Source organism: Embleya sp. NBC_00888 (assembly GCF_045207655.1).
Taxonomy (GTDB): domain Bacteria; phylum Actinomycetota; class Actinomycetes; order Streptomycetales; family Streptomycetaceae; genus Embleya.
Map to the genome: position 1 here is coordinate 1,864,346 of NZ_CP108785.1, position 17,339 is coordinate 1,881,684.

Below are 17,339 nucleotides of genomic sequence, written 5' to 3' on the forward strand. Positions count from 1 at the left end.
TGGAACCACCGTGTGCGGCGGCCCAGGGTGGAGGCATGAGCGATGACACGAAGCTTTTCCCCGAACGCACCCGAAACGAGCTGTACGCCAAGCGCGTCCTGCTCCTGGACGGCCCGTTGGACGACGACAACGGCACGTTGCTGACGACGCAGTTGCTCAACCTGGCGGCGGAGGACCCCTCCGAGGACATCGCGCTGTGGATTCACTCGCCCGGCGGCTCGGTGCCCTCGATGCTCGCGATCCGCGACGTCATGCGCCTCGTCCCGTGCGACGTGTCCACGCTGGTGCTCGGAATCGCCTACAGCGCGGGCCAGTTCCTGCTCTCCGCGGGAACACCGGGCAAGCGCCGGGCGCTGCCGCACTCCCGGGTGTTGATGCACCAGGGCTCCGCCGGGATCGCCGGGACCGCCGTCGACGTCGAGTTGCAGGCCAACGATCTCCGGCATACCCGGGACACGGTGCTCGGCCTCATCGCGCAGGACACCGGGCAGCCCGTCGAGCGCATCTTCGAGGACTCGCTGCACGACCGCTGGTACACCGCTCAGGAGGCCCTCGACTACGGCTTCATCGACGCGATCGTGCAGGAGTTCCACGAGGTCGCACCGCGCGGCGCCCGCCGCAGCCCGCAGAACGCCGGATTCCGGGGAGTGTCGCGATGAGTACCTACACGATTCCCAACGTCATCACCCGCGACTCCCGCGGCGAACGCATCATGGACGTGTACTCGCACCTCCTCGCCGAGCGCGTCATCTACCTGGGGACCGGCATCGACGCGGGCGTGGCCAACGCGCTCGTGGCGCAGTTGTTGTTCCTGGAGGCGGACAACCACGAACGCGACATCCAGTTCTACATCAACTGCGAGGGCGGCGACCCCAGCGCCATGCTGGCGGTGTACGACACCATGCGGTACATCCGTTCGGAGGTCGCCACCACATGCGTGGGGCAGGCCGTCGCGGTGGGCGCGGTCCTGCTCGCCGCGGGCGAACCCGGCAAGCGCGCCGCCCTGCCCCACGCGCGGGTGGTGCTCCATCAACCCGCCGCGCAGGGACGCGGCACGATCCCGGACCTGATCCTGCAGGCCGACGAAGTGGTGCGTGTCCGCGCGGACATCGAGCGCATCCTGTCCCGGCACAGCGGTCAGAGCACGGCCACCCTGCGCGCGGACACCGACCACGACCGGGTCTTCACCGCGACGGGAGCGAAGGAGTACGGGCTCGTCGACGTCGTGCTCGAGGAGCGCTGAGGCGCCCCGACCGGCGCGCCCCCGCTCCCCGACGGCGTACGGTCAGGCCGCCAGGGCGAAGGCGGCATGGCAGACCGGGGTGGAACGGCCCACCGGCCGGGTGCTCCTCAGGTTCTCGCTGACCGCGAGGGTCAGATCGACGAGGCTCACCCCCAGGGCGCCGCCGACGGCCGCGATCATCTCGCTCGACGGCTCCTTGATGCCGCGTTCCACCTCGGAGAGGTACTGCGGCGACACGCCCGCGCGGCCCGCCGTCTCGACGAGTGTCTCGCCGCGATCGTGTCGCAACGAACGAAGCTGCTCACCGAGCGCGTGCCGCCACAACGGCTCGCGGCTCGGCGCGGCAGCGCGCCGCGGCTCGGGTGCGCGGTGCCCGTTGTCGGCGGCACGGGGCGGACGCTTGTCGTCGGCGGCACGGGGCGAAAGCGGTGGGGCGGTCTCGGCCATGCCTCATGGTAGGCCGCCCCTCGCCCTGTTTCGAAGTTGTCCGCCCGCAGCGGAATCCGGCGAGCCGCGCACCGCGACGACCGCGACCACCGGTAGGTGCCGACCGTGTTCGTGCCCGACCGCCGTGGGGTGCACCGCGATTGACATGGAGTGCACTCCAACACCTAGCGTCGTGGGCGAACGATCACGAACGCGGGAGGCACCGACATGACCGAAACACCCACCCGACACCTGGGGGAACTGACGGTCTCCGCACAGGGCCTGGGCTGCATGGGCATGAGCCACGCCTACGGCGCCACGGACGACGAGCAGTCGATCGCGACGCTGCACCATGCCCTCGACCTCGGGGTGACCCTCCTGGACACCTCGGATTTCTACGGCGCCGGGCACAACGAGGAGCTCATCGGGCGGGCCATCGCCGGGCGTCGCGACGAGGTGGTGGTGGCCACCAAGTTCGGCTTCGCCAACCGCCTCGGCGAACCCACCCGGGTGCGCGGCGACGCGGCCTACGTACGGCAGGCGTGCGACGCGTCGCTGCGCAGGCTCGGGGTCGACCACATCGACCTCTACTACCAGCACCGGGTCGACCCGCGAGTGCCGATCGAGGAGACCGTCGGCGCCATGGCCGACCTGGTGCGCGCCGGGAAGGTCCGCCACCTGGGCCTGTCCGAGGCCGGCGCGAACACCATCCGGCGGGCGCACGCGGTACACCCGATCACCGCTCTGCAGAGCGAGTGGTCGGTGTGGACCCGCGACCTGGAACCGGAGATCGCCCCGGTCTGCCGCGAGTTGGGCATCGGGCTCGTCCCGTTCTCCCCCCTCGGGCGCGGCTTCCTGACCGGCCGGTACAACTCGGTCGAGGAACTGGCGGAGACCGACGTACGGCGCAGCCAGCCGCGCTTCGCGGACGGCAACCTCGAACGCAACCTGGCGATCGTCGCGAAGCTGAACGAACTGGCCGCGGCCAAGGCAGTCACCGCCGGGCAACTCGCCCTGGCCTGGGTGCAGCACCGGGGCGACGACGTGGTCCCGATCCCCGGCACCCGGCGCCGGCGTTATCTGGAGGAGAACCTCGCGGCCCTGACCGTCGAGTTGTCCGCCGACGACCTCGCCGCCATCGAGGCCGCCGCTCCGCCCGAGCAGATCGCGGGCACCCGCTACGACGCGACCAGCCTCACCTTCGTCGACGGCTGAGCCCGCCTCGGGTCGCACCCCGGGGATCGTGGGTCACGACACGTCGCGTCGCAGTGCTCGACCGGCCAACGCGCCCGTGGGTCGCCCGTCGCGCAGTGCGGCGGTCCCGTTCACCAGGACATGCCGCATGCCGCGGGCGTAGCTTGCCGGATTCGCGTACGTCGCCGTGTCCAGCACGTCCTCGGCCGAGAAGATCGCCACGTCGGCGTGTGCCCCGACCCGGAGCGCTCCTCGGTCCCGCAGGCGCAGCGTCGTCGCGGGCAGGCTCGTCATCCGCCGTACGGCCTGCTCCAGCGGCACGATCCCCTCGTCGCGCGCGTAGCGACCCAGCACCCGGGCGAAGGTTCCGAAGGCCCGAGGGTGCACGGGATGGTCGGCGAAGCGTTCGTCGACCGCGGGGGCGTCCGAGTCCGAGCCCACCGACACCCAGTCCCGCTCGAAGGCGAGTCGGATGTTGTCCTCGTTGCCGATGAAGTAGGCCGCGTCGGCGTGCGGCGCGGCGAGGACGATGTCCAGCAGGGTGGTGACCGGGTCGACGTCGCCTCGGGCCTTCGCGATCTCCGCGACGGTGGATCCGGGGGTGACACCGATGTCCGGATGGTTCGACAGGATCACCACGCCTTCGGCGCCGCCGCTCATCCGCCACAGGCTTTCCCAATCGCCGCCGTCGCGCACCGTGTCGGCGATCAGCGACCGCTCTCGCGGATCGCCGAGACGCTCGCGGAGCCGCTCCGGTCCACCGAGGTGGAAGGGCGGTGGGATGGCGAACGCCAACGCCGTACTGCCGGCCGCGTAGGGGTAGATGTCGGCGGTGACGTCGACACCCGCCGCCCGGGCCGCCTCGATCCGGTTCAGGACCTCGCGCATCTTGGTCCAATTGTCACGGCCCGCGGTCTTCAGGTGGTAGATCTCGGCACGCGCGCCGGAGGCCCGGGCGATGTCGAGGAGTTCCTCGACGCCTTCCAGGAGGCGATCGCCCTCGTTGCGCAGGTGCGAGATGTACAGGGCGTCGTACCGTGCCAACACGCGTGCGTAGGCGATGAGTTCGGACGTGGCGGCGTAGGTTCCCGGCGGGTAGATCAGCGCGGAGCCGACCCCCAGTGCACCGTCCGCCAGCTCCTGTTCCAGAAGCGCGCACGCGCTGCCGATGTCGTCGTCGCTCAGCGGACGATCCTCGAGACCGGCGACGGACATCCGCAGATTGTCCGCCCCGACGAAGCTCGCCACGTTGTGGCCCACACCGCGCGACTGGAGTTCCTCCAGGAACTCCCGCAACCGAGGCCACGAGCGGCGGGTTCCCTCGGGGACCGCGCCGAACTCCATCATCCCCTCGGTCATCACGCCGGCCACCGGACCGAGCGAGACGCCCTCGCCGAAGACCTGCGTGGTGACGCCCTGGTAGAGGTCCGACAGGCCCCGGGGGTCCGTCTGGAGCGTGAAGTAGGCATGGCTCAGCACGTTGACGAAGCCGGGGCAGACCACACAGCCTCGCGCGTCGATCTCGTCGCGGCCCCGGGTCGCGCCGACATCCCCGATCGCGACCACCCGCCCGGCGTCGATCGCGACATCGCCGTCGAACGCGGGCGATCCGCTTCCGTCGACGACGGATCCTTCGCGGACAACGAGATCGACCTGCATACGGAACCTCTTCGAGTACGGGTGGGCCGGTTCCCCGGTGGCGCCCCTCAGTATCGCCGCGGCCACGCCCACGGGGTTCGGGCCCGGGCACGAGCGATACGTCGAAGGTGTGTCCATCCGTACGAAGACGAGGACGAGGACGGGGGCGGGGCCACGACCGGAGGACAAGGACGAGGACGGGACGGGAGGACGAGGACGGGACGGGGCCACGGCCCGAGGACGACGCCTCGACCGGGGCACCGCCCCCGTCCGGGCGCGCCCGCCCCGACGCCGACCCGACCGCGCGCCCGCTACCCGGCCGCGACGCCGGACCCTACGCTGCTGTGCGTGGTTGTCGGGCAGGCCGAGATCGCCGATTCCGGAGGCGTACGTGGTGCGTGACGGTGCGAGGTTCGACGTCGTCGTGGTCGGGGGTGGGCACAACGGCCTGGTCGCGGCCGCGTACCTGGCGCGGGCGGGCCGCTCGGTCCTGGTGTTGGAACGGCTCGACGAAGTCGGCGGTGCGGCGGTGTCGTGCCGGCCGTTCCCCGGGGTCGACGTGCGCCTGTCGCGATACTCCTACCTGGTCAGTCTGCTGCCTCGCAAGATCGTCGACGACCTGCGGCTGCCCCTCACGCTGCGCCGACGCCGGGTCGGCTCGTACACCCCGCTCGGCGCTCGGGGCCTGCTCGTCGACGCCGCGGACCACGAACGCACGCGCGCCGAACTCACCCGCTTCGCCGGCCCGCGCGAGGCCGACGCGTGGGAGCGCTTCGGCGCGGCCACGGCGCGACTGGCCCGTCGGGTGTTTCCCACCCTGACCGAACCGCTGCGCCCCGCGGCCGAATTCCGCCGGGTGGTGGACGACGAACGCCTGTGGGACGCACTGTTCGCGCAGCCCCTGTCGGGCCTGATCGAGACGGAGTTCGCCGACGACACGGTGCGCGGCGTGGTGGCGACGGACGCTCTGATCGGCACGTTCGCCCCGATGGACGACCCCGCGCTGCGGCAGAACCGCTGCTTCCTCTACCACGTGGTCGGCGGTGGCACGGGAGATTGGGACGTACCGGTCGGCGGCATGGGAGCCGTCACCTCGGGCCTCGCGGACGCGGCTCGCGCCGCGGGCGCGCGGCTGCTCACCGGGGCGTCGGTGACCGCCGTGGATCCGGACGGCGAGGTGCGGTACACGATCGGCGACCGGGACTGTCGCGTCACGGGCGGGCACGTGCTGGCCGCCGTCGCTCCCGACACGTTGGCCCGGCTCCTCGGCGACACTCCGAACGGGCCCGCGCCGGAGGGATCCCAGCTCAAGGTCAACATGGTCCTGGCCCGACTGCCGCGGCTGCGTGACCCGCTCGCGGACCCGCGCCGGGCCTTCGCGGGCACCTTCCACGTCAACGAGGGATACGCGCAGCTCGCGGCGGCGTACGACCGGGCCGCGACCGGGGGGATGCCGACCCTGCCGCCCGGCGAGATGTACTGCCACACCCTCACCGACCCCTCCATCCTGGGTCCGGGTCCCCGGGCGGCGGGCGTGCACACGCTGACGCTGTTCGGCCTGCACATGCCCGCGCGGCTGTTCGCCGACGACAACGATGGCGCCAGGGCGAAGGCGCTGCGCGCGATGCTCGACTCGGTCGACAGCGTCCTGGCTGAGCCGATCGAGGACTGCCTGCTGCGCGACGGCGACGGCAACCCGTGTCTGGAGGTCCGCACGCCGCTCGACCTGGAGCACGAACTCGGGCTGCCGGCGGGGCACATCTTCCATCGGGACCTGTCCTGGCCGTACGCGCAGGACGCCGAGAGGCACGGCACGTGGGGCGTCGAGACGGCCCACGAGCGAGTCCTGCTCTGCGGGGCCGGCGCGCGCCGCGGCGGCGGCGTGAGCGGTATCCCCGGCCACAACGCGGCCATGGCGGTCCTCCGGACGAGTCCGACCCGACGCGCGCGTTGAGCAGGCCCGCGCGTTGAACAGGCCCCGGCCGGGACGGGCCACCGCCGTGAACCCGATCGCGCCGAAGAACGACAACGCGAACGGGCCGTTGCGCACGACGCTGTTGATCGCCTTCATCGCGGATACGTAGGTGTCGTCGTCCACCTTCGCGAGGCCGCCCGTGACGGACACCTCGTAGGCGTAGAAGAAGCCGGTGATCGCGCCCATGGCGAGGAGCGCGACCCCCAGACCCGTTGGCAGGGCACGGGGCACATTGGTCTCCCGACAATTAATCGTACTCTCAGGTTCGATTAATAATCGAACCGCCGGGTACTCTTGTCAACGCCCGAGACCGAGACCGAGACCGAGACCGAGACCGAGACCGAGACCGAGACCGAGACCGAGACCGAGCCCAAGACCGAGACCGCGCCGCACCCGAGCCGGAAGCGAGAACCGGACCGACACGCCACGAACGAAAGGCCGGACAAGTGAGTTCCTTGAGTCAACCTCTATGCAGCCGAGGACTTACTGGTGGCCATGTTGATTTTGCCGTTGGCTTGGTGGGTTTCGCGGTCGTAGCAGGTTCCGTCGCGCCAGCAGGCCCATATGACGCGCAGCCAGGCTCGGGCGAGGATGCGTGTGGCGTGGGGGTGTCGTTTCTGGCGGGCGCGGGCGTCGGTGTAGATCTTCGCGGCCCACTCGCTGCCGTGTCGGCTGTTGTCGGCGAAGGTGGTCAGGGCGAGGCGGGCTCTTCGGTTGGTCGCGAAGCGGAAGGTCACCGCGCGGGACTTGCCGGAGGCGCGGGTGACGGGCACGACGCCGGCCTCGGCGATGAGTTGTTCGCAGGTCCGGGCGCGTTCCAGGAGCGGGCCGATCTCGCCGACGATCTGGCCGAGGTTGACCTTGCCGATGCGTGGCATGGACGCGAACAGCGGTGCGTAGGGGTGGGTTTCGACCGCGTCGGCGATGGCCTTGTCGAGCAGGCGGATGGTTGTGCGTATGCCCTGAACGAGTTGGACCTGGACGCGGATCAGCCGCTCGACGACCACCTCGCCGAGCCGGGAGGCCGCGGTCGGGGCCGAACGCAGACGTTCGATGAGCACGCTGCCGGGTCGCTTGCCCGAGTAACCCCGGCGCTTGCACCAGGCTTGAAGGCGTCCGGCAGTCAACTTGGCGGCGGAGGCCGGGGTGGGGTATCGCTCCAGGAACGCGAGGGCGATGTCGCTGTCGAGGTCGGCGAACACCGCCTTGCCGCCGGGCCAATGCATGTCGAGCAGCGCGGCGAGTTGGTTGGTCGCCGCGACGCGGGCCTCGATGTGGTCGGCGCGCTGTCGGGTGAGCGCCTGGAGGTCCATGGTGGCCTGCTCGGTGGGTTCCAGGCGGGGCAGCATGTGGCCGTCGGTGCGCAGGTAGTCGGCGAGTTTCATGCTGTCGCCGGCGTCGGTCTTGGCCTTGGATGCGCCCCAACGCGCCCGCATCGCGTGGAAGGCGTTCGGGTGCACCGGTACCACCGGGTGCCCGGCGGCGAGGAGTCGGTCCACCGCCAGACCGCGGGTGGTCTCGATCGCGACCGGGAGATCCGCCGGGGCTCCGTGTTTCCGCAGTCGGGCCAGGGTCTTGGTGAACCCCTCCTCGGTGTGGGCGAACTCCCAGCGGTCGACGCGCTTTCCGGTGTCGTCCATGACGGTGACGTCGTGGGTCTCGGTCGCCCAGTCCCATCCGATGAACACGAAAGAAGTACTCCTGTGCCTGTGATGGAGCACCTGCTCGGGGGTGAGGTCGTCTGCCGGGAGCTCATTAATCGGCCCTCTGTGGGGCGTGTCCCTGAAGCCGATCAGACGGCCTCGGTCCGGTGGGGCCGGCGGAACTCACTTTGGCCGTCGAACGGCTCGCGCCACAGGCCGTGCACCCACCGGGACCGAGAGGTCACAACCCTACTCGTGAAGGCTGCACAAAGGATGGTCCTCTAATGAGCGCCGGACCCGAACCCCGAAACCGAAGGGGCCGCCCGCGCCTGGGCGAAGAGGAGGGGCGCCGGACCGCGATACTGGAGGCCGCCTTCGCCGAACTGGCCGAACGGGGCTACACCGCCGCCACCATGCTCGGCATCGCGCGCCGCGCCGGCGCCTCCAAGGAGACCTTGTACAGCCGATTCGGCGACAAGCGCGGCCTGTTCGCGGAGCTGATCCGACACCAGGCCGAGCAGACCAACGCCCGCGCCGCCACCGCCCTCGCCCGAGACCTCCCCCCGCGCGAGGCCCTGACCGGCTTCGCCACCGGTCTGCTGCGGCTTCTGCTCGGGCCGCGCTCGGTCGCCATCAACCGCGCCGCGATCACCGCGCCCGAGCTGGCCGAGACGCTGCTCGAACAGGGCCGGCACACCACCGGACCCATGGTCGCCCGCTACCTCGCCGACCTCGCCGCCGACGGCGTTTTGGCCATCGACGATCCCGAGGACGCCTTCCGGCTCCTCTACGGCCTGGTCGTCGCCGACAGCCAGATCCGGGTCCTGCTCGGCGAACTCCCGCCCACCGACCTCGACCGGCGCGCCCGCACGGCCGTCGACCGCTTCCTGACCCTGACCGCGGGCGCACACCTCGACCGCGCCGACTGACCACCCTCCGTCGGCCGCGCGTACTCACGACGCGCATGGCGATCGCACCCACCACGACCGCCCATCCGACCGAACATCCGTTCACCACAACATACTTCGGCCCCGAACCCGCCCGCCGAGGATCAACGTTCGGTGCTACTCACCGCCGATCCCGCCGCGTAGGCGTCGACCACGTGACAACACGACATTCGAGGCGCGGACGATACGGGCGCGCCCGACTCACCGCGTCGGACGTCCGCTCGCGCCCTCGCGGCGAACCCGACGTGCGTCCGCCGGAAACCCTCACGAACGAGGGCGATGCGCCCTAGCCTGAAACGGGATCGGTTCCGCGCGTGACGCGGTGGCCGTTGGGGGGCCGCACCGGTTTTCGGTCGCGGTGAAGCAGTGGGGGTACCGGGATGTCAGGCACCATGGCACGCGCGAACGTCCTCGGCAGAACCCTGTGCGTGGGGTCCGTCGCGGGATCACTGGTCGCCTGCGGGGTGGTCGTGCAACAGGCGGCGCCCGCGCTGACCGTCGAGGTCGCCCGCATCATGATGGCGCAGGGCGGCGCGATCACGATCCAGCAGGCGCTGAAGCTCACGGTGTCGGTCGTCGGGCCGATCCTCCTCGACCAACTGACCGGCGCCACCGGGTCGGGAGGCGCCGTGACCCAGGTGGGGACCAAGGCCGTCGAGAACGACTGGACGATCGTGGTGCGGCGAAAGGTCGGCGCCACCGTGCAGAACACCGGGTACAAGGTCGCCTACGCGGGCAAGGTGCACGTGATCACCAACGGCCGGACCATCCAGACCTTCGAGCCCAGCAAGAAGCTGATCACCATCGACGCGGCCTCCGACACGCCCACCACCGTCGCCGTCGTCGACAGCCTGGAACAACCCACGCGCAGTTCGGGCAAGTTCCGGGTGCTGGCGGCCGGCAAGTACACCGACTTCGACTTCGACACGGACAAACGTTCCGGCTCGCGCAAGGGCACGGACCTGCACGTGACGCTCGGCGGCCCCTCCGGCGCGCACGGCGCGGTGTACGCGAACCACTCGGGCGAGGGCAAGCCGACCCTGTCCGACTGCGTCACCGTACGACCCGACGCGTGGACCACCGACTTCGGCAAGCTGAACATGCGCAAGCCGTACTGCGTGCAGACCAGCGAGGGCCGGTTCGGCACCTTCGGCATCAGCAGCACCGGCGAATACTCGTACACCATGTGGCAAACGGCGTCGAGCCTCACCTGAGGCAACCACGGCCGGACGGTGTCGGACGCTGCCGGACGGGTCCGCAGCCGCCCGGAGCGGTCCGGCCGCCCGCGCTCACCCGGACGAGTCCGGCGGCTCCGGCACCGTCCGGTCGCGCAGATCCGCCAACCTCCGGAGGTCGTCCTTCGCGGACTCCCGCTCCTCGGCGCCGAGTTGTACCTGCTCGGCGCGCGTGAGCACGGCCGCGGCGGTCTCCTCGTCCCCCAGCCGCCCGGCGACATCCGCACGCAGCACGAGCAGGCGCAGCAGTTGCGCGGGGGTGGGCCGCTCGTCCGGGAGGTCCAGTACTCGGTCGATGATCCTCGCGGCACCCGCCGGATCCTCCTTGGAGTCCGCGAACAACGAGGCATGATGCAGCGCCCGGGCGAACGTCTCCTCGGGGGCGGGACGATGGTGTTGCTCCCCGCTGGTCGGCTGCCCGATGCGGAGGCAGTTGCCACCCGGATCGGTGACGAGGAACTGCCGCACCCCGTAGGACATTTCCTTCAGTGGCCCGATGCGTGGCAGCCCGCGGGTCGGGATCCGTCCGTACGTCGCCTTCAGGCCGGCCCGGAACGCCTCGTACAGGCCGTCCACGTCCTCGGTGTGGATGTAGCACGTACTGTACGACTCGGCCGGCTCGTACTGCTTCATCCCGAAGAACCGGAGCTCGATGTCACCGCGTTCGACGACCGCGTAGGGATTGGGGCTCTTCTGGAGGTAGGTCGTCTCGAATCCGAGTGCCGCATAGAAGTCGACGATGGGTCGGATGGTCCGGCACGGCAGGATCGGAACGGTGTTCTCGCCCAGCCGCCCAGCCTAGCCGGCCCGATGGCGTCCGCTCGCCCGACGGCCGCCCGCCCGAAGGGCGTTCGCCCGACGACTGCCCCTCGTGGCGGGCGCCGGCGGCGCCGATCCGACGGCCGGCGAGGGCGCGGCCGATGTCGGATCCCACCGCGCCGGTGCGGTGGGGGCGGTGGGGTCACACGTGCGACGGTAGGACGTGCCGCGGATGTAGTCGTTCCAGTCGTCCCGAGGCAGTCCGGCACCGGCCCGCCGGCACACGGTCGCCGCGACGTCGTCGACGCCGATCCGGTAACTCTGGATCGGCACGTGTTGTCCGGCGGCATACAGCGTGTCGCCGTCCGCGCTGAACGACAGCGCGTGGATGACGTCCCCCGGGGTCGCCGGCGGCACCCCGATCGGTTGGGCGGACGCCGTGTCCCACAGCCCGAGTGAGCCCTCGTCGCCCGCGACGGCCAGGACTCGGCCGTCCGGAGAGAAGGCCGGGGCCGAAACATACCGGCACGTCCCGGTGTTCGGGTCGGTGAGCACGCGGAGCCGGCGCCGGAGCCCGCCGTCCCACACGATGGCACTGCCGGAGAACTCGCCGACGGCGATGAGGCGTCCGCCCGCGCTGAACGCCAACGCGGAGGTCTTGCCGGGGCTGCGCGCGGTCCGGATCGGCTCGCCGGAGGGCAGGCCGACCACTTGGCCTCGGCCGGTGATCAACATGCGTCCGTCCGGGTGCATCGCGAGGTGGTTCCCGCCGGCTCCCGCGATCGTCCTGGCGGCGGTCCGGGTGGCGATGTCCCATTCCACGACGGTGGGGCCGGTCCCGGGTGGGACCGGCCCCACCGCACGGTGCGGGGTCGACCCGCCGTCACCCGACCGGAGCGGCCGCCTCGTCCTCGGGCAGCGGCACTCGGCCGACGAGCGCGCGCGGCGCGGGCGCCTTGCCGCAGAACGCCGACTCCAGGGTGTCGCCCAGGATCGTGTTCACGGTGCCGTTGTTGGTGACGTTGGCCACCGAGGTGACGCTGCGTCGGCCGTCACGAGTGGTGAACGCGTAGGTGTAGTAGCCCTGCACGGTCCCGGTGTGCCCGTAGACCGAGATGCCGCAGGAAAGATCCCGTCGGCGCAGGCCCAGACCGTAGAAGCGGGTCCCCGAGGTGTCGCTGGGCGTCATCTGCACCATCTGGTCCAGGAGGTCGGCGCGCAGCAGTCGGCCGCCCAGCAGTGCCGACACGAAACGGTCGAGGTCGCCCGGGCTGGAGATCATCGCTCCGGCCGACTGGGCCCAGGAGACGGTCTGTTCGGTCGAATCCACCAGCGGCGCGCCCGCCTCGTCCGGGGTGAGATAGCCGCGGATGCCCTTGCCGGCGATGCCGGTCGCCGGGTGCACGTACCGGGTGTCCCGCAGGTGCAGCGGGCCGATGATCCGTCGCTCGTACTCCTGCTGCACCGTGCCGCCGGTCAGCTTCTCGATCAAGGCCCCGACGACCACGAAGTTGCTGTTGGAGTACTGGTAGGTGGTGCCCGGCACGGCCGTCGCGGGATGCGCGGTGGACAGCGCGATGAGTTCGTCGTACGTGAAGACCTTGTTGCGCACCGCCTCGAAGCCCGGGACGGTTCGGGCGAACATGTCGTTCGAGTAGTCCCATAGCCCGCTCTTGTGCGTGAGCAGATGACGCACGGTGATCCGGGTGTCCGGCAGGGCGCCGGGCAGGTAGCGATCGACGGGCGCGTCCAGGTCGACGACGCCCTCACCGACCAACTGCATGAGCACGACGGTGGAGAAGGTCTTCGTCACGCTGCCGATGCGAAACCGCGCGTTCGTGTCCATGCCGGCGCCGGTCGCGGTGTCGCTCACGCCCGCCGTCTGGCGGTACACGGTGCGACCGTCGTCGATCCGGGTCATCGCCCCGGGAGCACCGGCCGCGAGTGTCCGGGTCAGCACGTCGCGCAATCCCGCGAGGTCCGGTGCCGGGAGGGTCGCCGTGCCCTGGGACCGCGACGAGCCGGCCGCCTCCGGGCCCGATACCTCGGCCGCCGCCGCGGGGCCGACGGTAACAGCCACGGCCAGCAGTGCGGTTGCCGCCGCGGTGCGTGTTCGTAAAATGCGTCGCAAGATGTTGCTCCCATGCTCTTCGAACATTCTCGGCCGGGACGTCGAAGGCTCGCCGAACATGTCGGCCCACCGGACCGAGGCAACACGGAGTACGCACACCCGATCCCGTCGGCCCTCGAATTCCCGTCGGTCCGACGGTAGTCGATCAACGGACGCGGCTCGCCCGAGGCGTGATCGGCGTGTGCGGGTGACGGTCGTCCGGCGCGGCGGGGAACCGATCCCGGTGTCTCACCAGTTACTGGAGGAGTTGCCGGGCCGTGAGGTGTAGCGACCGGCCCGGCGTCCTTCCCGGGCACGACGTCCGACCGTGGCGCCGAGCAGAGCGAGGAAGGCGACCCCGACGACGATCGGCCCGAGCGCGACGAGAAGGACGATCATCAGCGTGTCCGACATGTGCCCGCCCCGTTTTTTCTCCACCGTGTGGACCCGAATGCGCTCCAGACTACGGCTGACGCGTCGAGGAAGCCGGCTCGGTCGCCGAATCGGCCTCGGGCGGCGGGAGCCGCCGTGCCCGACGACGGCCCCGCCCGCCGCCGGCGGGTTACCGAGTCGTCTGCGACAGGTGGGTCTTGGCGTCCTCGTACGTGCCGGTGCCGGCGGCGTCGGCGCGGGTGTAGACGAGGTGGAGCACGCCGGACCCGAACGTCGTCGACGAGATCAACCGCAGCGGGATGGTCTCGTCACCTTCGTCGAACAACCGCATGCCCTTGCGAACCACGATCGGGTGCACCAACAGGTGCAGCTCGTCCAACAGGCCGACTTCCAACAACCGGCGCACGATCGAGATCGAGCCGCTGAGCGAGATGTCCCCGCCCGGCTCGTTCTTCAGGGCGGTGACGGCTGCCACGAGCTCGCCCTCGAGCTGCTCGGAATTGCGCCACGTGAAGTCGAGCTTCCGCCCCGACACGACGATCTTGCGCGCGTCGCCCAGCACCTTGGCGAAGGCCGCGTCCTCACCACCGACAGCCTCCCGCTCCGGCCACGCCCCGGCAAAGCTGTCGTAGGTCTTGCGACCGAGCAGAATGGTCTCGGAGGTGCCCAGCATCGAGCCGACCGCGGCGCCCATCTCGTCGTCGAAGTACGGGAAGTGCCACTGGTCGGGTGCCTCCACGACACCGTCGAGCGAAACGAACAGGCCGGCGGTGATCTTCCGCATGGTGGTCCCCAGGGTGTGTCGAAGGTCGGTGAACTCTGTCATGGGGTAGACGATCGCCGGCGGCAGAACTCATCGCGGTTTCACGATCGTTTCACGAGACATCGCGAAACCGACGGCAACCGCGCCACGACGCGCGGCGCGACGAGCGCGAGCGGCACGTCGCGCCCGCGGGAGCGGCATCGGTCCGCATGCTCGGAGCGCCTTCGACGACCGCTCGCCGCCGACCGCGGTCCGTACCCTCAGATCCGCGTCGGCCGCGTGTCGTGGCCGGGTTCGGCCTCGCTCGGGCTCCCGGCGGGGGAAGCCACGAGGAAGCCCCGCGCCGGGTCGTCGACGCGACCGAGCACCGGCGGCAGCGGAATGTCCGCCGCGACGCGGAACCCGCCTTCCGGACGATGCCCGGTCTCCAAGGTGCCGCCGTGCAGGACCACCCGCTCACGCATGCCCACCAGGCCGTACCCGCTGCCCGCCAGTCCGGCCGGCACCGCGGCGCCCGCACCGTCGTCGAGCACCTCGACCGCGACCCGGTCGGGGAGATACCGCACCCGCACGCACGCCCGTGCGTCGCCCGCGTGCTTGCGCGTGTTGGTCAGCGCCTCCTGCACGATCCTGTACAGGGTCAGCCCCGCGGCCGGCGGCAGCGGCCTCGGCTCGCCCGTCTGCTCGTAGTCGACGGGCAGGCCGGCCGCGTCCGACTCGGCGATCAGGTGGTCGATGTCGTCCATCCCGGGCCGAGAACGGGACGGCGGGTCGGCGGCGGCGTCGGTGCCGCGCAGCACGCCGAGCAGTTGTCGCATCTCGTCGAGCGCCGCCCGGCCGGACTCCTCCAGGGTGAGCAGCGCGCCGCGCGCGATCTCCTGCTCGGGTGTGAGCGTGGACCGCGCGCCACCGGACATCAGGTTCATCGTGGTGATGTGGTGCGAGACGGTGTCGTGCAACTCCCGGGCGATCCGCCGCCGTTCCTCGGTCACCGCCCGCTCCGCGAGCAACTGTCGGTTGAGGGCGAGTTGGTTCTGCCACTTGGCGACGCCGATGCCGACCGCGACCACCAACACCGTCGCCGCCGTGTCCGCGAGGACGGGCGCCGGCACACCGTCCCCGATCCGCACGGCCCGCAAGACCTGCACGCCCACACAGGCGCAGGCGGCGATCGCGGTGTCCCGGATCCCGCGATGGCGGGCCACCGTGTACAGCGCGAACACCATCGCGCCGCCGTAGTTGTGCGAGCTCGGCGTGACCACCAGAAGGAAGGCCACCTGGGCGAGGACCGTGGCCGTGAGGACCCACCCGGGGTATCGCCGGCGCAACAGGAGGAACACGGAGCCCAGGACCGCCAACAGGATCCCGAGCGGCGTCACCTCGGTACCGTCGGCGCTTTCCGGCGCGACGTAGTTGAGGACGTCCCCGGCGCAGGCGAACAGCGCGATCAGCACATCGTTGCGCACGGCCCGGACGGTCACCAGGTCGCGCCAGTGCCGGGGCAACGGCTCCGGGTGCGGGCTCGCCGCGGCGCCGGCGCCGGGAGCTTCCACCGAGACCGCCTGTGGGTGTTGGAACCCCATCGTCGGTCTCCTTCGCTGCCGATCGGTGCTGCGAAATATACCGGCCATTCCTCCCGGCTATTCCTTGGCGCCGACCGCGTCGATCGGTTCGATGCGCAGGAGCCGTCGGGTGACCGGCGCGACCGCGAGTGGGGCCGGCAGCAGGGCGGCGGCGCTGATCCCGAGCAGCGGCGGGATCGGCACGTAGGGGGTGCTCTCACCGAAGGCGGCCTTGCCGAACGGGACGAGCGTGATCAGCGCGATGGCCAGGCCGAGGGCGAGACCGATGACGCCGACCAGTACCGCCTCCCCACGCAGCACGCCGCGCACCTGGGCGTGGGTGCTGCCGATCATCCGCATCAGGCCGAGTTCACGACGTCGGGCGAGGGTGGACACGACCATCGTGTTGACCGCGGCGATCGCGGCGAAGCCGGCCAGGATCACCAGCATCACCTGGTTCGTCCACTTGTTGGTCTCGCGGGCCTGGTCGCGTTCCGCGGCGTATCCGGCCCGGTCCGACACCGAGGTGTCGGGGTGTTGTCCGGTCGCCTTGGTGAGCGCGGCGTCCACGGCGGCGGGGTCGGCCCCGTCGGCGAAGCGGACAAGCAGGCGGCCGTCCAGGGCGGCGTCTACGTGGTGTTCCACGGCGGCGCGCGGAAGGGTGACGACGGCGGTGCCCAGGCCCCGGTCGTAGGTGGCCACGAGCACGGGCTTGATCCTGGTGCCGTCGCCGAGGCGCATCTCGACGGGCTTGCCGACGCGTGCCTTGACGGTGTCGGCGGTGAGCCGGTCCATGGCGACCGCGCCGCCGGGCGGTTGTGCGGCGCCGGGGCGCAGGGCGTCGATGGTGCCCTTGCGTACACCCAGGTCCAGAACCCGGGCGAGGTCGCTGTCGGTGCCGCCGACCGCCTGTGTCGGGAACTTCTCCAGCCGGTCCGAGGTGGACATGACCACGCTGGTGGTCAGGATCGAGGTCACCGCGTCGACTCCGGGCACGCGGGCGACGTCGCCCGCGGTACGGGCCGGGAATCCGGGTCCGGTGACCACGCGGTCGGCGGTCAGCGCGGCCTCGGCCTGCTTCTCGCTGTAGTGGTCCTGCGCGGCGAACATGAACATCAGCGTGCTCGCGAAGGCGACGGTCAGCGTGATCGGGGTGATCGCGGAGGCGAGCCGGCGCGAATTGGCGCGGGCGTTGTCGAAGGCGAGTTGTCCGGGGACGCCGAACAGGCGCAGCAGGATCCCGGTCAGCCGGACGAACAGGTGCGCGACGAGTGGGCCGAGCAGACCGATGCCGAGCATGAACAGCAATGATCACGCCGCTCGCCGCCGCGACCGCCTGATCGCCGCCGACCTTCATCGCGAGTCCGGACAGGACCGCGGCGCCGGCGATCGAGACGATGCCGAGCACGAGTCGGAACCAGCCGACCCGGGCGTGCTCGATGCCGGCCTCG

Annotated in this window: 16 protein-coding genes; 6 read left to right on the forward strand and 10 right to left on the reverse strand. The window is 71.0% G+C overall.

All coding sequences use genetic code 11. From position 1 onward, the window contains the following. Positions 1–35 precede the first annotated feature (35 nt). Together OG948_RS42420 and OG948_RS42425 are read left to right on the forward strand one after the other, a co-directional pair. Positions 36–659, forward strand: a complete 624-nt coding sequence (locus OG948_RS42420; protein ID WP_331770317.1) for an ATP-dependent Clp protease proteolytic subunit — start codon at positions 36–38, stop codon at positions 657–659. Further along, positions 656–1,243 carry an ATP-dependent Clp protease proteolytic subunit gene (locus OG948_RS42425; RefSeq protein WP_331770318.1) on the forward strand — a complete coding sequence of 196 codons (588 nt, stop codon included), beginning with the start codon at positions 656–658 and terminating at the stop codon, positions 1,241–1,243. Before OG948_RS42420 ends, OG948_RS42425 begins: the two co-directional genes overlap by 4 nt. Before the next feature lie 42 nt (positions 1,244–1,285). Here OG948_RS42425 and OG948_RS42430 read toward each other — a convergent pair whose 3' ends face one another. Next, positions 1,286–1,690 carry a helix-turn-helix transcriptional regulator gene (locus OG948_RS42430; protein WP_331770319.1) on the reverse strand — a complete coding sequence of 135 codons (405 nt, stop codon included), beginning with the start codon at positions 1,688–1,690 and terminating at the stop codon, positions 1,286–1,288. Positions 1,691–1,897: 207 nt separating this feature from the next. Between OG948_RS42430 and OG948_RS42435 the strand changes: the two genes are divergently transcribed. Continuing rightward, complete coding sequence (locus OG948_RS42435; protein WP_331770320.1) at positions 1,898–2,884, forward strand: aldo/keto reductase; 987 nt, start codon at positions 1,898–1,900, stop codon at positions 2,882–2,884. A gap of 33 nt (positions 2,885–2,917) precedes the next feature. Here the strand turns inward: OG948_RS42435 and OG948_RS42440 are convergent, their stop codons facing one another. After that, on the reverse strand, positions 2,918–4,522 hold the full coding sequence (locus OG948_RS42440; protein WP_331770321.1) for a D-aminoacylase: 1,605 nt from the start codon (positions 4,520–4,522) through the stop codon (positions 2,918–2,920). Between the two features lie 370 nt (positions 4,523–4,892). On the opposite strand from OG948_RS42440, the gene OG948_RS42445 reads away from it, so the two are divergent. Continuing rightward, positions 4,893–6,455, forward strand: coding sequence for an NAD(P)/FAD-dependent oxidoreductase (locus tag OG948_RS42445; RefSeq protein WP_331770322.1), 1,563 nt, complete (start codon positions 4,893–4,895; stop codon positions 6,453–6,455). 488 nt (positions 6,456–6,943) lie between these two features. Here OG948_RS42445 and OG948_RS42450 read toward each other — a convergent pair whose 3' ends face one another. After that, a complete protein-coding gene (locus OG948_RS42450; protein WP_331770323.1) occupies positions 6,944–8,164 on the reverse strand; it encodes an IS110 family transposase in 1,221 nt (406 codons plus the stop codon). Between the two features lie 239 nt (positions 8,165–8,403). Between OG948_RS42450 and OG948_RS42455 the strand changes: the two genes are divergently transcribed. Next, complete coding sequence (locus tag OG948_RS42455; protein ID WP_331770324.1) at positions 8,404–9,048, forward strand: TetR/AcrR family transcriptional regulator; 645 nt, start codon at positions 8,404–8,406, stop codon at positions 9,046–9,048. A 398-nt stretch (positions 9,049–9,446) separates the two neighbouring features. Next, complete coding sequence (locus tag OG948_RS42460; protein WP_406300582.1) at positions 9,447–10,280, forward strand: hypothetical protein; 834 nt, start codon at positions 9,447–9,449, stop codon at positions 10,278–10,280. A gap of 75 nt (positions 10,281–10,355) precedes the next feature. On the opposite strand, the gene OG948_RS42465 is transcribed toward OG948_RS42460, so the two are convergent. From OG948_RS42465 to OG948_RS42495, 7 genes are all read right to left on the reverse strand, one after another. Then, positions 10,356–11,090 (reverse strand): VOC family protein, encoded by a 735-nt coding sequence (locus OG948_RS42465; protein ID WP_331773485.1) that lies wholly within the window; start codon positions 11,088–11,090, stop codon positions 10,356–10,358. Positions 11,091–11,099: 9 nt separating this feature from the next. Further along, positions 11,100–11,882, reverse strand: a complete 783-nt coding sequence (locus tag OG948_RS42470) for a hypothetical protein (protein WP_331770326.1) — start codon at positions 11,880–11,882, stop codon at positions 11,100–11,102. A 61-nt stretch (positions 11,883–11,943) separates the two neighbouring features. Further along, positions 11,944–13,140 (reverse strand): serine hydrolase domain-containing protein, encoded by a 1,197-nt coding sequence (locus OG948_RS42475; RefSeq protein WP_406300583.1) that lies wholly within the window; start codon positions 13,138–13,140, stop codon positions 11,944–11,946. Positions 13,141–13,419: 279 nt separating this feature from the next. Continuing rightward, a complete protein-coding gene (locus tag OG948_RS42480; protein WP_331770327.1) occupies positions 13,420–13,584 on the reverse strand; it encodes a hypothetical protein in 165 nt (54 codons plus the stop codon). A gap of 148 nt (positions 13,585–13,732) precedes the next feature. Then, the gene (locus OG948_RS42485) at positions 13,733–14,347 is read right to left on the reverse strand and encodes a dihydrofolate reductase family protein (protein ID WP_331773487.1); all 615 of its coding nucleotides are present in this window, start codon (positions 14,345–14,347) and stop codon (positions 13,733–13,735) included. Between the two features lie 239 nt (positions 14,348–14,586). Then, positions 14,587–15,909: a sensor histidine kinase gene (locus OG948_RS42490; protein WP_331770328.1), complete on the reverse strand. Its 1,323-nt coding sequence runs from the start codon at positions 15,907–15,909 to the stop codon at positions 14,587–14,589. Between the two features lie 57 nt (positions 15,910–15,966). Then, complete coding sequence (locus OG948_RS42495) at positions 15,967–17,187, reverse strand: ABC transporter permease (RefSeq protein WP_331770329.1); 1,221 nt, start codon at positions 17,185–17,187, stop codon at positions 15,967–15,969. Positions 17,188–17,339: the final 152 nt, after the last annotated feature.